Consider the following 15,283-nt stretch of genomic DNA (forward strand, 5'->3'; position numbering starts at 1 on the left):
GGGCCTACTTGGGCATCCACACCCGCACCAGGGACAGCAGCTTCTCCACGTCCAGCGGTTTGGCGATGTAGTCATTGGCCCCGGCGGCCAGGCATTTTTCCTGGTCGTCCTTCATGGCCTTGGCGGTCAGCGCGATGATGGGCAGGCGGCGCCACTCGGGGCGGTTGCGGATCTCGCGCATGGCGGTGTAGCCGTCCATCTCCGGCATCATGATGTCCATCAGCACCAGGTCAATCGCAGGGTGGCCGCCGCTGCCGGCGCGCTCCAGCGCCTGCAGGGCCTCCAGGCCGTTGCGCGCGATCTCCACGCGGATGCCGGTGGGCTCCAGAATGCTGGAGAGCGCAAACACGTTGCGCACATCGTCTTCCACCACCAGCACGTTGCGGCCTTCCAGGGCAGTCTCGCGGTTGCGGGCCACCTGCAGCATCTGGCGGTGCTCTGCCGACAGCTCCGACTCCACCTGGTGCAGGAACAGCGTGACTTCGTCCAGCAGCCGCTCGGGCGAGCGGGCGTCCTTGATGATGATGGACTTGGAGAACCGGCGCAGCTGCTGCTCCTCATCGCGCGACAGGGCGCGGCCTGTGTACACGATGACGGGCGGGAAGGAGACGCCGTCCTGCTCCGTCATTTGCTGCAGCAGTTCGTAGCCGCTCAGGTCGGGCAGGTTCAGGTCCATCACCATGCAGTCAAACGTCGAGTTGCGCAGGTGCGCGAGCGCCTCGGCCGCCGTGCCGGCGCCCACGATCTCTACATCGTCGTTGGTGAGCAGGTGGCGCACGCTCTCGCGCTGGCGCTCGTCGTCTTCCACCACCAGCACGCGCCGCAGGTCCTGGGTGAACTTGGCTTCCAGCCGCTGCAGGGCATGCACCAGCTCGTCGCGCTTGACGGGTTTGAGGGCATAGCCCACGGCGCCCCGGCCCAGGGCCTCTTGCGAGTAGTCGGCCACCGAGACCACGTGCACCGGGATGTGGCGTGTGGCCGGGTTGCGCTTGAGCTGGTCGAGCACGCCCAGGCCCGAGAAGTCGGGCAGGTTCACGTCCAGCACGATGGCGCTGGGCAGGCTGTGCATTGCGTAGGCCAGGCCGTCCGCGGCGTTGTGGGCCAGGTGGCAGTCAAAGTCCATCTCCCGCGCCAGGTCGCTCAGGATTTGTGCAAAGCGCACGTCGTCCTCGATCACCAGGATGCTGCGCGCGCCCGCACGGCGCGGGGCTGCGGGGGCAACTGGGGCCGCCACGGGTGGCAATGCCGGGGCCGAAGGAACGGGTGCGACGACCGGTGCCGCCGCGCGGGCTGGAGCAGGCGCCGCCAGTGGCGCTGTGGGTTCTGCTTCCGGCGACGGTGGCACCAGCTTCTGGGGCAGCACCAGGGTGAAGACGCTGCCGTCGCCCGGTGTGCTCTGCACGTGGATGGACCCGCCCAGCAGATGCGCCAGGTCGCGCGAGATCGACAGGCCCAGGCCCGTGCCGCCGTATTTGCGGTGGGTGCTGCCATCGGCCTGGCGGAAGGCTTCGAAGATCAGTTCCTGCTGGTGCGCCGGGATGCCGATGCCTGTGTCCTTCACCGCGAACGACAGGGTGTCGTCCGGGTTGCGCGACACATGCAGCGCCACCGAGCCCTTTTCGGTGAACTTGAGCGCGTTGGACAGCAGGTTCTTGAGCACCTGCCCCAGGCGCTGCGGGTCGGTGTCCAGCGTGGCCGGTGCGTCGGGTGCGACGGTGGCCGTCAGCGTCAGGCCCTTCTCTTGTGCCAGCGGGCGCAGCGGGTCAATGAGGGTTTGCAGGGCCCTGGACAGCGTCACCGTTTCCACCGACACGGTGGCCTGGCCGGCCTCGATCTTGGACAGGTCGAGGATGTCGTTGATCAGGGCCAGCAGGTCGTTGCCCGCCGCGTAGATGGTCTGCGCGTACTTCACCTGGTCGGCGCTCAAGTTGCCCGGTTTGTTGTCTGCCAACAGCTTGGCCAGGATCAGGGTGGAGTTGAGTGGCGTGCGCAGCTCGTGGCTCATGTTGGCCAGAAACTCGCTCTTGTACTGGCTGGCCAGCTCCAGCTCGCGGGCCTTGTCCGTCATGGCGCTTTGGGCGCGCAGCAGTTGCTCGCGCTGGTATTCCAGTTGCTGGGTCTGCGCCTCCAAGTGGGCGTTAGTCTGCTCCAGCTCGGTCTGCTGCACCTCCATCTGGGCCTGCGACTCTTGCAGGATGCGGCTTTGCTGCTCCAGCTCTTCGTTGCTTACGCGCAGTTCTTCTTGCTGAGTCTGAAGCTCTTCGGACTGGCGCTGGGTTTCTTCCAGCAGGGCTTCCAGGCGGTTGCGGTCGATGCCCGCGCGCACGGCCACCGCCAGCATCTGCGAAGCGCGTTCCATCAGCGTGCGCTCAGGCTCCGTCACCGGGCGTTGAAAGCCCAGCTCGATCACGGCAAACACTTCGCCGTTCTCGATGGCGGGCGTCAGCAACAGTTCGGTGGGGGCGGATTGCCCCGTGCTGGACGACACCATCAGGTGCCCGGCGGGCACGTCGCGCAAATGCAGCATCTGGCGCGAACGCGCCACCTGGCCCACCAGGCCTTCGCCCGGCAGCAGGCGCTGCTCCAGCCGCTCGCGGGGCAGGGCGTAGCCACCAAACAGGGTGAGTGCGCCGTTGCAGTCGGCCACGTAGCCCGCCCCCACGGCGGCGCGCAGGTACTGCGCCAGGTATTCGAGCGTGAGCTGGCCCAGGTCTTCCAGCCGGTGGTCGCCCTGGATGCGCTGGCTCAGCCCGTTGAGACCGGCCGCCACCCACGACTGCTGGGCCTTGAGGCGATAGTCCCGCGCGTTGGCGGCGGCCGACAGGCAGATGAGCACCAGCAGCACCAGGGAGCCGCCCCAGGAGTAATAGGTGGACATGGCCGCCGCTTCCACCCATTGCTTGCGTTCGTTTTCCAGCTGCTGGTTCAGCAGCGTGGACAGGTCCGACGCCAGGTCGCGGATGCGGTCCATCAGCACCCGGCCGGCATCACTGCGGGTCACGGCCACGGCGGCTTCCTGGCCCTTCGAGCGGCGCAGTTCAATGGTCTCGCCCAGCTCGCGCAGCTTTTCGTGGCGCAGGTCGTCGATCTGCACGACGAGGCGGCGCTGCACGGCGCTGTCGTTCGTCAGCTCCTTGAGGCGCGCCATGTTGCGCTCCATGGCGCCCAGGGACAGGTTGTAGGGCTGCAGATAGGTGTCGTCCCCCGTCAGCAGATAGCCGCGTTGCCCGGTCTCGGCGTCTTTCAGCGAAGACACGAACAGGTTGAGGTGGCGCATGGTCACCGTGGTTTCGTCCATGGCTTCCACCGCTTGCGCGCGCACCTGGGCGGTGCGGAAGTTCACCAGCGCGATCAGCACCGTGGCCAGTGCGGCAATCACGAAACCCACCAGCATTCCGCGGGGGACAGCAAAACGCGTGGCGGTCTGGGACGTCGATGTGTGGGGCATGCGGTGGTGCCTCAAATGGGCAGGTGCGTTGCGAGAGGAGCGGAGACTGTAACGGGTTTTTTACGCGCCAGTAGGGCACTGTTACTTGGCCCGGGCACGGTGCAACATCGGTCGGTAGCGCTGCTGCTACATTCTGTGCGCCCGAGGTCTGCCCTGCAGCAGAGCCCTGCTGCAGGGCCTGCTTTTTCTGCTTTCGATCGTCCCGCCATGCCTTCGCAATCTGTTCCTGCCCGTAGCCGGTTTTCGCTCTACCTCGACCTCATCCGCTGGGACCGCCCCGCCGGCTGGCTGGTGTGCCTGTGGCCCACGTTGTCTGCGCTGTGGATTGCGGCCGACGGCTTTCCGGGCTGGCACCTGCTGGTGGTGTTTGTGCTGGGCACCTTCCTCATGCGCAGTGCAGGCTGCTGCGTGAACGACGTGGCCGACCGCGACTTTGACAAGCATGTCAAGCGCACGGCGCAGAGGCCCGTCACGACCGGTGCTGTGTCGGTGAAAGAGGCGTTGAGCCTGGGGGCAGTGCTGGCGCTGGTGTCGTTTGGCCTGGTGCTTACCACCAACGCGGCCGCCATCGCCTGGTCCGTGCCCGCCGTGCTGGTGGCCATTGCCTACCCGTTCACCAAACGCATCATTTCCATGCCCCAGGCGGTGCTGGGTATTGCGTTCAACTTCGGCATCGTGATCGCGTTTGCCGCCGTGCAAGGCCATGTGCCTGCCGTGGCGTGGTGGATGTGGCTCGGTAACCTGTTCTGGGTGCTGGCCTACGACACCGAATACGCCATGGTGGACCGGGATGATGACCTCCGAATCGGCATCAAGACCTCGGCCATCACCCTGGGCCGCTGGGATGTGCCGGGCATCGTGGTGTTCTACCTTCTTTTCTTGTCAATTTGGGCCCTGGCGCTTGATGGATATGCACTGGGCGCTATGTTTTATATAGCAACCGCCCTTGCGCTGGCGCAGGTGCTGTGGCACTTCACGCTGATCCGCACCCGCTCGCGCGAAGGGTGCTTCAAGGCGTTCCGCGTCAACCACTGGCTGGGCGCCACGGTGTTTGCGGGCATTGCGGGCAGCTATCTGCTGCGGTGGTTGGGGCTGACGGGCTGACTGCGGCGCGCGGCCGGGCTGGTCTGTGATGGTTGTGGCGGGTTTTTACAAGCCGGTTTCCACGCCATTCGCTACATTGACTGGGAGCCGCCAGCCCTCCTGCAGCTTTCATTCAGATCCCTCTTTGCACCCCTTCATCCATGACCGAAGACCGCGTCAACCAACTGCTGCAGGACATCCAGCAGCGCCATCCCGAGCAACACAGCGTGCTGCAGGGCGCCCGTGCCCTTGTTCTCGCTCTGGGGCCCGATGTGCGCGAGGAGGTCAAATACGGCGGCATCCTCTTTTCAGCTCCCCAGCCTTTTTGTGGCCTGTTCGCGTACACCCGGCATGTGTCGCTGGAGTTTGGCGATGGCGCCCAGCTGCCGGACGCATTCAAGGTGCTGGAGGGCGCTGGCAAACAGCGCAGGCATATCAAACTGCACACGGCAGAAGACCTGGCTGCCAAGCAGGTGGCCCACTACCTGGGATTGGCGTGCTCCCTCAGCAATAGCCCGAAGCGCCAATAGCCGCCTGCCACTGGGGCGAGGCCACCACTGCTGCGGGCGTGCGGCCCAACCAGCGCCCAAATTCGCGGGTCATGTGAGCCTGGTCGGTGTAGCCATGGTCCGCCGCGCATTCTGCGAGCGAGGCGGCGGCTGGCAGCGCCTGCGCAGCACGGCGGACGCGGGCCAGGCACTTCCAATAGGCCGGGGGGCGCCCGGTGGCGGCCTGTATCAGGCGCTGCAGGGTACGCTCCGACACGCCCAGTTGCCGCGCTGCCTGGGCCACCTCGCTGTGGCGCGCCAGGCTTTGCAGGGCGTCGGCCACCCGCGTATCCAGCACCACGCAGTCGTGCAGCAGGGGCAGGGCATCGTGGGCGTCGTTCATGGGCTGGTTCTGCAGCAGGGCCAGCAGGCGTTGCGAATCTATCTGTGTGCCCGGCTGCATGCGAAACCCCCAGTAGCGCTCGCCCACCGTGCCGGACACGGTGTAGGTGCTGTCTGCCAGATCGGTCACAAACCAGGTGGGTGGCTGGTGGGGGAGGGCGTGCAGGATCAGGTCACGGCATCCGTCCGGAACCACCACGGTGCTGTCGGCTGCGCACGAAGTGTGGTGCCAGGCTTCCCAGGGCTGCAGGAGCTGGGGCATACCTAGTGATGCTCTTCACGAACCATCGCGGCGTGCGCCTCTGCGGGCTCAGGCGGCCTGTCGCGTTGCAAACGCCTCGCGATAGCTACGGCTATCGCTGCGTTTTGCGCCTTGCAGTTCAATCCGATCCGCAGCGCACACAATCGCTCGATTCATGCAGAGCATCCCTAGCCCCCGAACTCATTGCCCAGTTCATCGGCGCGCTGGCGTGCGGCTTCCATGGCGCGTTCAAAGGCTGCGCCCACCCCGTCCGCTTCCATGGATTGCAAGGCCGCATAGGTGGTGCCGCCTTTGGACGTGACGCGTTGGCGCAGCACGGCAGGCGCTTCGTCAGAGCGGCGGGCCAGCTCGGAGGCCCCCACAAACGTGCCCACCGCCAGCTGGTGCGCCTGCTGCTCGCTCAGTCCCATGCTGGTGCCGGCGCGCGTCATGGCCTCAAGGAAATAGAAGACGTAGGCGGGGCCGGAGCCCGACAGGGCTGTGACGGCGTCGAGCTGCTTTTCGGTCTCGACCCACAGGTACTCGCCGGTGGACGCCATGATGGCCTCGACCTGTGCGCGTTCGGCTGCGTCCACGGCGGGGCGAGCGTATAGCGCGCTCATGCCCTTGCCCACCAGCGCCGGTGTATTGGGCATGGTGCGCACGATGCGCTCGGTGGAAAGCCACTGGGCGATGCTGTCCGAGCGGATGCCGGCGGCCACACTCAGGTGCAGGGCGTCCTGGGTGTGCGCCTTGGCCTGGGCGGCGGCGTCCTTGAAGGTCTGGGGCTTGATGGCCCAGACCACGATGCGCGCGCGCTGCAGGGCCGGGCCCGCTTCGGCCTGGGCCTCGATCCCGTAGTTCTTGCGCAGATCCTCCCGCGCATCGGCCCAGGGTTCGACCACCTCGATCTGGCTGGCCGGGTGGCCCTGGCGGATCAGCCCGCCGATGATGGCGCTGGCCATGTTGCCGCCGCCGATGAAGGCGATGGTGGGGAGGGCTGGGGATGCGGCGGTTTGGCTCATGGGACGACAAGGTGGCAACAACAGGGGCCACGATGGTAGCGCCGCTGCGCCGCAATCCGGCGCGCGGCGGGTTCAATCGGCTGTCGTTTGGCGAACGGCGTGTTCCCAGTTCGCCATCAGCTCCTGCGCACGCGCGCTGCTGAGCGTGGGCACAAAGCGGCGGTCGGCGCGCCACAGCCGCGAGAGTTCATCCGTGCTGCGGTACACGCCGCTCGACAGCCCGGCCAGGTACGCGGCCCCGAGCGCCGTGGTCTCGATGACGGCAGGCCGTACCACCGGAATGCCCAGCAGGTCGGCCTGGAACTGCATCAGCAGGTCGTTGATGCAGGCGCCGCCGTCCACGCGCAGTTCGCTCACGGGCGCACCGCCAGCGGCCACGGCGTCGCGGCTCATGGCCAGCAGCAGGGCGGCGCTCTGGTAGGCAATGCTCTCCAGCGCCGCGCGGGCGATGTGGCCCAGTGTGGTGCCGCGTGTGAGGCCCGTGATGGTGCCGCGCGAGTCGGGTTTCCAGTACGGAGCGCCCAGGCCGGTGAAGGCGGGCACCATCATCACCCCGCCCGAATCGGGCACGCTCTGCGCCAGCGATTCGACTTCGTTGCTGGTGGAGATGGCCCGCAGTCCGTCGCGCAGCCACTGCACCACGGCGCCACCCACAAAAACGCTGCCTTCCATGGCGAACTCCGGCTGCACCGTGGCCTGTGCGGCACTGGTGGTGAGCAGGCCGTTTTGCGATGTCTGGAACGTACCGCCTGTGTGCATGAGCATGAAGCAGCCCGTGCCGTAGGTGTTCTTGGCCATGCCGGCGGTGAAGCAGGCCTGGCCGAACAGCGCGCTTTGCTGGTCGCCCGCCACGCCGCCGATGCGGATGCTGTGGCCCAGCAGGTCGGCCGCGATGTCGCCAAAGTGGGCGCTGGACGGCAGCACCTCGGGCATCAGCGCCTTGGGAATGCGCAGCAGCGCCAGCAGCTCGTCGTCCCACTGGTTGGTGTGCACATTGAACAGCATGGTGCGCGAGGCGTTGCTTACATCCGTCACATGCACCTTGCCGTGGGTCAGCTTCCACATCAGCCAGCTGTCCACCGTGCCAAAGGCCAGCTCGCCGCGCTCCGCCGCGTCGCGCGCGCCGGGCACATGGTCCAGCAGCCACTGCAGCTTGGTGCCCGAAAAGTAGGCATCCACCAGCAGGCCGGTCTTGGCCTGGATGGTGGCGGCATGGCCTTGCTCGCGCAGCTGGGCGCAGGCGGGCTCGGCACGCCGGTCTTGCCACACGATGGCGTGGTGCACGGGCTGGCCGGTTTTGCGGTTCCACAGCACCGTGGTTTCGCGCTGGTTGGTGATGCCCACGGCCCGCACGGCGCTCGCGGCAATGCCCGCTTTGGCCAGCGCATCGCGGGCGGTGGCGAGCTGGGTGCGCCAGATCTCCAGCGGGTCGTGCTCCACCCAGCCGGGCTGGGGGTAGATCTGCGGCAGCTCCAGCTGGGCCTGCGCCACGATGTGGCCGCCTTCGTCGAAAACGATGCTGCGGGAGCTGGAGGTGCCTTGGTCGAGTGCGAGCAGGTAGGTCATGGTGAATGTCAGGTGATCAAGCGGCCACAGTGCAAACGACTTCGGCGTCTTGCAGCAACGCCGGAAACGGCTCCGGCGGCGGCGCGTCGGTGAACAGGCGGTCGATTTGCGCCAGTGTGGCCAGTTGCACCATGGCTGGGCGGTTGAACTTGCTGAAGTCGGCCGCCAGCCAGACCTCGCGTGCGTGTTCGATGATGGTTTGCGCCACCTTCACTTCGCGGTAGTCGAAGTCGCGCAGGGAGCCATCGGGCTCGATGCCCGAGATGCCGATGAGCGCAATGTCCACCTTGAACTGGCGGATGAAGTCCACCGCCGCTTCGCCCACGATGCCCCGGTCGCGCGCACGCACCACGCCACCGGCCACGATGACCTCGCACTCGGGGTTGCCGCTCAGGATGGCGGCCACGTTCAGGTTGTTGGTGATCACGCGCAGGCCCCGGTGGTGCAGCAGGGCCTTGGCAATGGCTTCGGTGGTGGTGCCGATGTTCAGGATCAGCGAGCAGTCATTGGGCACTTGTTCGGCCACGGCGCGCGCGATGCGGGCCTTGCCTTCGGCGTGCAGTGTCTCGCGCTGGGTGTGGGCCAGGTTTTCCACCGTGGAGCTGGGCACGCGCACGCCGCCATGAAAGCGCGTGAGCAGGCCGGACTCGGCCAGGCGCTGCACGTCACGTCGCACGGTCTGCAGGGTCACGCCCAGGGTGTCTGCCAGTTGTTCCACCGTGGCGGATTTGCGCGCGCGGACTTCTTCGAGAAGCAGCAGTTGTCGGGGGTTCGTATTCACGCGAATCAATCGGCTTATGGGGTGGAGATACTTTAAATCGAACAAAAAGGAACTCATTAAGGGTAAACCTTGATTCGATACGATCAAAAAAGAACAAAAATGAACGCAATCGAAAACGAGGCACTTTGCTGCGTGCGCAGCAGAAAGCCAGATCCACACAGCCCCCAGGGGGCCATTAGAAAGGTTGCGTGATGCAGCTGGCACTGGACAGCATCAGCAAGAAGGTAGGGCCGCAGACTTGGCTCCACGACATGAGCCTGGCGCTGCATAGCGGCGCCGTCACGGTGCTGCTGGGCGCCACGCAGGCGGGCAAGACCAGCCTGATGCGCATCATGGCGGGGCTCGATACGCCCACGGCCGGGCGCGTGATGGTGGATGGCGTGGACGTGACCGGCATGCCCGTGCGCGACCGCAACGTGGCCATGGTGTACCAGCAGTTCATCAACTATCCCTCCATGAAGGTGGCGGCCAATATTGCGTCGCCCCTGAAGCTGCGCGGCGAAAAGAACATCGACGCCCGCGTGCGCGAAATTGCGAGCCGCCTGCACATCGACATGTTTCTCGACCGCTACCCGGCCGAGCTGTCGGGTGGGCAGCAGCAGCGCGTGGCGCTGGCCCGCGCCTTGGCCAAGGGTGCGCCGCTGATGCTGCTGGACGAACCGCTGGTGAACCTGGACTACAAGCTGCGTGAAGAGTTGCGCGAAGAACTGACCCAGCTGTTTGCTGCCGGCCAGTCCACCGTGGTGTATGCCACCACCGAGCCGGGCGAGGCCCTGCTGCTCGGCGGCTACACCGCTGTGCTCGACGAAGGTCAGTTGCTGCAGTACGGCCCCACGGCCGAGGTGTTCCATGCACCCAACTCGCTGCGTGTGGCGCGTGCCTTCAGCGACCCGCCCATGAATCTCATTGCCGCATCGGCGGTCCCAGGGGGTGTGCGCTTGGAGGGCGGCGCAGAACTGGCCGTGCCCCTGTTCCAAGGTGTGGCCACGGCGGCAGGGCTCACGGTGGGTGTGCGCGCCAGTGCGCTGCGCGTGGTGGCTCGCCCGGGCGACATCAGCGTGGGCGGAGTGGTTGAGCTGGCCGAAATTTCGGGCTCGGACACCTTTGTGCACGCGGCCACGCCCTGGGGCGACCTGGTGGCGCAGTTGACCGGGGTGCATTACTTTGAACTGGGCACGCCCATCACACTGCACCTGGACCCGGCCCAGGCCTATGTGTTTGGTGCTGACGGCCGACTGGCATGGGCGCCCGCGCGCCCGAACGCTGTACAAGGAGGGCGTTGAGATGGCCCGCATCAGTCTGGACTTGGCGCATTCGTACAAGCCGAACCCGCAGCAGGACAGCGACTACGCGCTGCTGCCGCTGAAGATGGAGTTCGAGGATGGCGGTGCCTATGCGTTGCTGGGCCCCTCGGGCTGCGGCAAGACCACCATGCTCAACATCATGTCGGGCCTGCTCGTGCCCTCGCATGGCAAGGTGCTGTTTGATGGCCGCGACGTGACCCGCGCCAGCCCGCAGGAGCGCAACATTGCGCAGGTGTTCCAGTTTCCGGTGATCTACGACACCATGACGGTGGCCGAGAACCTGGCGTTTCCGCTGAAGAACCGCAAGGTGCCCGAGGCGCAGATCAAGCAGCGCGTGGGCGTGATTGCCGAGATGTTGGAGATGAGCCATCAGCTGAACCTGCGAGCCGCAGGGCTGTCAGCAGACCAGAAACAGAAGATTTCACTGGGCCGTGGCCTGGTGCGCGCCGATGTGGCGGCGGTGCTGTTCGACGAGCCGCTCACGGTGATCGACCCGCACCTCAAGTGGCAACTGCGGCGCAAGCTCAAGCAGATCCACCACGAGCTCAAGCTCACACTGATCTACGTGACGCACGACCAGGTCGAGGCATTGACCTTTGCGGACCAGGTGGTGGTCATGACGCGTGGCCGCGCCGTGCAGGTGGGCTCGGCCGATGCGCTGTTCGAGCGGCCCCAGCATGTGTTTGTGGGGCATTTCATTGGCTCCCCAGGCATGAACTTTTTGCCCGCGCAGGTGGACGCAGGCCAGCTCAGCATCGTCGGCCACCGCCTGCACGCCCCTGTGGGACGTACTTTGCCAACGGGCCCGGTGCAGGTGGGTATTCGGCCCGAATATTTGGCGCTGGCATCGGCAGAGCAACCCGGCGCCATTGCCTGCACGGTGGCGCAAGTGCAGGACATCGGCACCTACCTGATGTTGACCGCGAAGGTGGGCGAGCACACGCTCAAGGCCCGCTTCAGCCCCGAGACGCGACTGCCCTCGGCGGGCGACACGGTGTGGCTGCAGGTGCTGGGTGAGCACACCTGCTACTACCAGAATGAGGAGCTTTTGGCATGAGCACGACGACCAAGCCCGTGAACCAGAAGGCCTGGTTCCTGATCCTGCCGGTCATCATCTGCGTGGCCTTCTCCGCCATCCTGCCGCTGATGACGGTGGTGAACTATTCGGTGCAGGACATCATCTCCCCCGAGCGCCGCGTGTTTGTCGGCACCGAGTGGTTTGCCGCTGTGATGCGCGACGAGGAGCTGCACGCGGCCTTGTGGCGGCAGATCACCTTCTCGCTGGCAGTGTTGGCGGTGGAGATTCCGCTGGGCATCCTGCTGGCGCTGTCCATGCCCGCGCAGGGCTGGAAGTCGTCCGCCGTGCTGGTGGTGGTGGCGCTGTCGCTGTTGATCCCCTGGAACGTGGTGGGCACCATTTGGCAGATCTATGGCCGTGCCGATATTGGCCTGATGGGCCGGATGTTGCAGGAGATGGGCATTGAATACAGCTACACCGGCAACGCCACGCAGGCGTGGCTCACGGTGCTGCTGATGGATGTGTGGCACTGGACGCCGCTGGTCGCGCTGCTGGCCTTTGCCGGGTTGCGTTCCATCCCCGACGCGTACTACCAGGCAGCCCGCATCGACGGTGCGAGCAAGTTCGAGGTGTTCCGCTACATCCAGCTGCCCAAGATGCGCGGCGTGCTGATGATTGCGGTGCTGCTGCGCTTCATGGACAGTTTCATGATCTACACAGAGCCCTTCGTGCTCACGGGGGGCGGGCCGGGCAATGCGACCACGTTCCTCAGCCAGTACCTCACGACCAAGGCGGTCGGCCAGTTCGACCTGGGCCCGGCGGCCGCCTTCTCGCTGATCTATTTCTTCATCATCCTGCTGCTGTGTTTCATCCTCTACAACTGGATGCAGCGCGTGGGCACCGTCAGCGACGAAGGAGCCGGCCATGAATGAAAAACGTTTCCAGAAGCGCACGCTGTTCCTGATTGCGTACCTGCTGTTCGCACTGTTGCCCATCTACTGGATGGTCAACATGAGCTTCAAGACGAATGAGGAGATCCTGTCGAGCTTCTCGTTCTTCCCGCAGAACTTCACCTGGGCCAACTACAAGACCATCTTCACCGATGCGTCGTGGTACTCGGGCTACATCAACAGCCTGATCTATGTGGCGATCAACACGGTGATTTCGCTCACCGTGGCGCTGCCCGCAGCCTATGCGTTCAGCCGCTACCAGTTCATGGGCGACAAGCATGTGTTCTTCTGGCTGCTGACCAACCGCATGACACCCCCGGCCGTGTTCTTGCTGCCGTTCTTCCAGCTCTACACCACCGTGGGGCTGATGGACACGCACATTGCCGTGGCGCTGGCCCACCTGTTGTTCAACGTGCCGCTGGCGGTGTGGATTCTGGAAGGCTTCATGAGCGGCATCCCGCGCGAGATTGACGAGACGGCCTACATCGATGGCTACAGCTTCCCGCGCTTTTTCATGACCATCTTCCTGCCGCTGATCAAGGCTGGTGTAGGCGTGGCGGCGTTCTTCTGCTTCATGTTCAGCTGGGTGGAGCTGCTGCTGGCCCGCACGCTGACCAGCGTGAACGCCAAGCCCATCGTGGCCACCATGACGCGCACCGTGAGTGCCTCGGGCATGGACTGGGCGACGCTGGCGGCGGCGGGGGTGCTGACCATCGTGCCGGGTGCCATCGTGATCTGGTTTGTGCGGCACTACATCGCGAAGGGTTTCGCGATGGGCCGGGTTTGAGGAGGCAGCGACATGTTTGACTGGATGGCCTGGACGCTGCCGGTGGCAGTGTTCTTTACGTGCATCGTGCTGATGCTGGTGGGCATGACGGTGTGGGAGCTCAAGTCGCCCACAACCATGCGCAAGGGTTTCCTGCCCCTGGAGACCACGCGCGGCGACCGGCTTTTTATCGGGCTGCTGTCGGCCGCCTACGTGAACCTGATCTTTGTGGGCATCAGCGGCAAGCTGGCCCAGTGGTTCAGCCTGCAGGGCGACCCGTCGATCTGGATCAGCTTTGTGGTGTCGATGGCGCTGCTGGCGCTGATCATGCGCAAGGGTTAAGGAAAAAATGGCCGTTTGCGCTTGATGGGTAAGCATTTGTAGCTATTGTTTTTGTAGTGTCGAAGGCCTGGCCTGGTTCCCCCCCGGGTTGGTGCCGGTCTACCAATGGGGGTCTCAATCTGAGAGGAGACAGCAATGAAGATGCAGTTCAAGGCGATCGCTTTCGCCGCCGCGGCTCTGGCGATGGGGCAGGCTGCCTGGGCCGGCGAGGCCGAGGCCAAGAAGTGGATCGACAGCGAATTCCAGCCATCCACGCTGAATAAAGACCAGCAGATGGCCGAGATGAAGTGGTTCATCGACGCAGCCAAAAAACTCCAGGCCAAGGGCGTGAAGGAAATTTCGGTGGTGTCCGAAACCATCACCACGCACGAATACGAATCCAAGACGCTGGCCAAGGCGTTCGAGGAAATCACCGGCATCAAGGTCAAGCACGACCTGATCCAGGAAGGCGACGTGGTCGAGAAGCTGCAGACCTCCATGCAGTCGGGCAAGTCCATCTATGACGGCTGGATCTCGGACTCGGACCTGATCGGCACGCACTACCGCTACGGCAAGATCCTGAACCTGACCGACTACATGGGCGCTGCGGGCAAGGAATGGACCAACCCCGGCATCGACCTCAAGGACTACATCGGTACCAAGTTCACGACCGGCCCCGATGGAAAGATGTACCAGCTGCCTGACCAGCAGTTTGCCAACCTGTACTGGTTCCGTGCCGATTTGTTCGACCGCAAGGACATCAAGGACAAGTTCAAGGCCAAGTACGGCTACGACCTGGGCGTGCCGCTGAACTGGTCGGCTTACGAAGACATCGCCGAGTTCTTCACCAACGATGTGAAGCAGATCGATGGCAAGCCGATCTATGGTCACATGGACTACGGCAAGAAGGACCCGTCGCTGGGCTGGCGCTTCACCGATGCCTGGTTGTCCATGGCGGGTACAGCCGACATCGGCGCGCCCAATGGCCTGCCGATTGACGAATGGGGCATCCGCGTGGCCGACGACAAGTGCACGCCCGTGGGCGCCAGCGTGGCCCGTGGCGGTGCGACCAACTCGCCCGCAGCCGTCTACGCCCTCACCAAGTACGTGGACTGGATGAAGAAATACGCGCCCAAGGAAGCCACGGGCATGACCTTTGGCGAGGCCGGCCCCGTGCCCGCCCAGGGCCAGATCGCGCAGCAGATCTTCTGGTACACCGCCTTCACGGCCGATATGACCAAGCCCGGCCTGCCCGTGGTGAATGCCGACGGCACGCCCAAGTGGCGCATGGCGCCCGGCCCGAACGGCCCGTACTGGAAGCAAGGCATGCAAAACGGCTACCAGGACGTGGGCAGCTGGACCTTCTTCAAGGACCACGACGCCAACAAGACGGCTGCCGCCTGGCTCTACGCACAGTTCGTGACGGCCAAGACCACGTCGCTGAAGAAGACCATGGTGGGCCTGACGCCGATCCGCGAATCCGACATCCAGTCCAAGGCCATGACCGACATGGCGCCCAAGCTGGGTGGTCTGGTGGAGTTCTACCGCAGCCCTGCCCGTGTGGCGTGGTCGCCCACTGGCACCAATGTGCCTGACTACCCCAAGCTGGCCCAGCTCTGGTGGAAGAACGTAGCCCAGGCCGTGACGGGTGAAAAGACGCCCCAAGGCGCCATGGACACGCTGGCCGACGAGATGGACCAGGTGATGGCTCGTCTGGAACGCGCTGGGATGGCCCATTGCGCTCCCAAGCTCAACCCCAAGAGCGACACCGCCAAGTGGCTGAGCGACAAGCAAGCGCCGTGGGCCAAGTTGGCCAATGAGAAGCCAAAGGGTCAGACGATTGCGTACGGCACCTTATTGCAGGCCTGGAAGGATGGCAAGGCGCGGTAA

The 15,283-nt window shown here is 65.0% G+C and carries 13 protein-coding genes; 8 read left to right on the plus strand and 5 right to left on the minus strand.

Annotated features, from left to right (window positions below; translation table 11 throughout):
- Window positions 1–4: 4 nt before the first annotated feature.
- The gene (locus NFX52_RS02650; RefSeq protein ID WP_055395647.1) at window positions 5–3,448 is read right to left on the minus strand and encodes a response regulator; all 3,444 of its coding nucleotides are present in this window, start codon (window positions 3,446–3,448) and stop codon (window positions 5–7) included.
- A 207-nt stretch (window positions 3,449–3,655) separates the two neighbouring features.
- Here NFX52_RS02650 and ubiA point away from each other — a divergent pair, with 207 nt between their 5' ends.
- Window positions 3,656–4,552 carry a 4-hydroxybenzoate octaprenyltransferase gene (ubiA, locus tag NFX52_RS02655; protein ID WP_055395649.1) on the plus strand — a complete coding sequence of 299 codons (897 nt, stop codon included), beginning with the start codon at window positions 3,656–3,658 and terminating at the stop codon, window positions 4,550–4,552.
- A gap of 140 nt (window positions 4,553–4,692) precedes the next feature.
- A complete protein-coding gene (locus NFX52_RS02660) occupies window positions 4,693–5,061 on the plus strand; it encodes a DUF1801 domain-containing protein (RefSeq protein WP_055395651.1) in 369 nt (122 codons plus the stop codon).
- Here NFX52_RS02660 and NFX52_RS02665 read toward each other — a convergent pair.
- From NFX52_RS02665 to NFX52_RS02680, 4 genes are all read right to left on the minus strand, one after another.
- Window positions 5,036–5,683: an AraC family transcriptional regulator gene (locus NFX52_RS02665; protein WP_055395653.1), complete on the minus strand. Its 648-nt coding sequence runs from the start codon at window positions 5,681–5,683 to the stop codon at window positions 5,036–5,038. The two genes, NFX52_RS02660 and NFX52_RS02665, sit on opposite strands and share 26 nt — an antisense overlap.
- A gap of 167 nt (window positions 5,684–5,850) precedes the next feature.
- Entirely contained in the window at window positions 5,851–6,687 is an 837-nt protein-coding gene (gene proC, locus NFX52_RS02670; RefSeq protein ID WP_055395655.1) for a pyrroline-5-carboxylate reductase, read from the minus strand.
- A 72-nt stretch (window positions 6,688–6,759) separates the two neighbouring features.
- The gene (gene glpK / locus NFX52_RS02675; protein ID WP_055395656.1) at window positions 6,760–8,253 is read right to left on the minus strand and encodes a glycerol kinase GlpK; all 1,494 of its coding nucleotides are present in this window, start codon (window positions 8,251–8,253) and stop codon (window positions 6,760–6,762) included.
- 16 nt (window positions 8,254–8,269) lie between these two features.
- Window positions 8,270–9,034: a DeoR/GlpR family DNA-binding transcription regulator gene (locus NFX52_RS02680; protein ID WP_055395745.1), complete on the minus strand. Its 765-nt coding sequence runs from the start codon at window positions 9,032–9,034 to the stop codon at window positions 8,270–8,272.
- A gap of 191 nt (window positions 9,035–9,225) precedes the next feature.
- Here NFX52_RS02680 and NFX52_RS02685 point away from each other — a divergent pair, with 191 nt between their 5' ends.
- From NFX52_RS02685 to NFX52_RS02710, 6 genes are all read left to right on the plus strand, one after another.
- Window positions 9,226–10,317, plus strand: a complete 1,092-nt coding sequence (locus tag NFX52_RS02685; protein ID WP_055395658.1) for an ABC transporter ATP-binding protein — start codon at window positions 9,226–9,228, stop codon at window positions 10,315–10,317.
- A 1-nt stretch (window position 10,318) separates the two neighbouring features.
- Window positions 10,319–11,395: an ABC transporter ATP-binding protein gene (locus NFX52_RS02690; RefSeq protein ID WP_055395747.1), complete on the plus strand. Its 1,077-nt coding sequence runs from the start codon at window positions 10,319–10,321 to the stop codon at window positions 11,393–11,395.
- On the plus strand, window positions 11,392–12,288 hold the full coding sequence (locus NFX52_RS02695) for a carbohydrate ABC transporter permease (protein ID WP_055395660.1): 897 nt from the start codon (window positions 11,392–11,394) through the stop codon (window positions 12,286–12,288). Before NFX52_RS02690 ends, NFX52_RS02695 begins: the two co-directional genes overlap by 4 nt.
- A complete protein-coding gene (locus tag NFX52_RS02700; protein ID WP_055395662.1) occupies window positions 12,281–13,093 on the plus strand; it encodes a carbohydrate ABC transporter permease in 813 nt (270 codons plus the stop codon). The genes NFX52_RS02695 and NFX52_RS02700 overlap by 8 nt, the downstream gene beginning before the upstream one ends.
- A 12-nt stretch (window positions 13,094–13,105) precedes the next feature.
- Entirely contained in the window at window positions 13,106–13,414 is a 309-nt protein-coding gene (locus NFX52_RS02705) for a DUF2160 domain-containing protein (protein ID WP_055395664.1), read from the plus strand.
- A 135-nt stretch (window positions 13,415–13,549) separates the two neighbouring features.
- Window positions 13,550–15,283 (plus strand): ABC transporter substrate-binding protein, encoded by a 1,734-nt coding sequence (locus tag NFX52_RS02710; protein ID WP_055395667.1) that lies wholly within the window; start codon window positions 13,550–13,552, stop codon window positions 15,281–15,283.

The sequence above is a fragment of the Acidovorax facilis genome, assembly GCF_023913775.1.
Lineage (GTDB): Bacteria > Pseudomonadota > Gammaproteobacteria > Burkholderiales > Burkholderiaceae_C > Acidovorax > Acidovorax facilis.